Origin of the sequence: Vibrio sp. 10N.247.311.47 (assembly GCF_041467535.1) — a bacterium.
Classification (GTDB): Bacteria; Pseudomonadota; Gammaproteobacteria; order Enterobacterales; family Vibrionaceae; genus Vibrio; species Vibrio crassostreae_C.
Genome location: NZ_JBFSUR010000106.1, coordinates 1 through 1293, shown reverse-complemented (window position 1 = coordinate 1293; position 1293 = coordinate 1). Strand labels below are relative to the sequence as shown.

The following is a 1293-nucleotide window of genomic DNA, read 5'->3' as shown; positions in this document are numbered from 1 at the left end:
CTTCGGGGAGCCAGCGATAAATAGCGAGACGAACTTGGCGCTCGCGGGCGCGCCACGGACGACCGTCCACCGCAAAGATACCTTGCTCTCGCCCTATCAGTTCGAAATGGCGGCGGTCTTCATCGAGCACCGCGCGGGTGAATTCATCATCAACGCGCGCACTGTTGAGTAACGTCTCATGGGCATCCTCAAATCGGTCGACATCACGGGCAAACAACTGCACCACCCACGGGTTCTCTTCGTCAATCAAGGCGGTGAGGGTGTGGGCGACACTCGATACGACTCGCTCAAGCTGCGCTTGCGTTTTGTCTTCCGTGACCAGCGGCGTAATATCAAAAAACAGGCCCATCGAACGACCGTCTTCCAGTTGCACCAGACCTTTATCGCTGATTTCAATCCAAGGCAGTTTGGCGGCAAACGACGGCGGTACGCTGTAATCTATTGGTGGGGCTTCCAGCGCTTTACCTTCGGTAAAAAAGTGGGTGATGGCATGACGCATTTTTTTCAACATTACCAACGCTCCTTGGGCAGATTAGCCGGACTGTCTTGAGGCGCGGCGTAATGCACGCGCTCATACAAGGGAAAGACGGTGCTGTATCCAGGCACCGGCAGCGCGCCCGATTGATGCGGCAGAACATAGAGCACCACATCCGGGTTAGGCAGCCTTGGAAAAACGTTGGTCGCTTCACGCCAGCTGTCTCGGGTGTAGTCGCTTTGGCGCTGCGCCAATGTGGTCATATCAAGAGGCACGCGCAGCTCGCCTTGCGTTTGGCTGAGCGCATCACCGCCTTGTCCAACACTTTGACCACCGCCCGACATTTGGTTGTGCCACACTTGCTCTGAGCTCGTTTGGGGTCTGGGTAAAGTGTCGTCTTGCGACGTTGAGCAGCCCAGTAATCCGAGCAGGCTCATCGCGCTGATAAGGTTACGGTAATTCATACGTCGCTCCTTGGGTTTGAGTGTCGTAACGCACGCGTACAGGTATCGCTGGTGCGCGCAGCGTCACGGGTTTTCGAAGGTGAATACTGGCTTTGGTGCCGGGCGGGGTGTACACCACATCAAAGCTTGAGCCCATGCGGGCCTCAATAAACTCTGAAACGGTGCTCGTGAAGGCGGCCGCTGACTCTGCGGCGGCGTTTTTCGCCGCATTGCCCGTCAAGGCCGAGGTACTGGTTGAGCCATCGACCGAAATGGTCTGCTGTGAAATCGCCACCGCATTGGCCGCTGCCGAGGCCGCGTCAAGCAATCCTTTGGTGGTGAGGTATTCAGGTGCATTCGAGATGCGCTCCCCGG

Annotated in this window: 2 protein-coding genes and 1 pseudogene; all 3 read right to left on the bottom strand. The window is 57.2% G+C overall.

What is annotated here, in order from left to right; genetic code table 11:
* Nucleotides 1-511, bottom strand: a 511-nt coding sequence (locus tag AB6E51_RS24445) for a TraC family protein (protein ID WP_372140316.1), incomplete at its 3' end; no start/stop codon positions are given.
* Nucleotides 511-939: a TIGR03751 family conjugal transfer lipoprotein gene (locus AB6E51_RS24440; protein ID WP_154724090.1), complete on the bottom strand. Its 429-nt coding sequence runs from the start codon at nt 937-939 to the stop codon at nt 511-513. The genes AB6E51_RS24445 and AB6E51_RS24440, both read right to left, overlap by 1 nt.
* Nucleotides 926-1293, bottom strand: a pseudogene (locus tag AB6E51_RS24435) (TIGR03752 family integrating conjugative element protein); the annotation flags it as partial. The pseudogene AB6E51_RS24435 and the gene AB6E51_RS24440, both read right to left, overlap by 14 nt.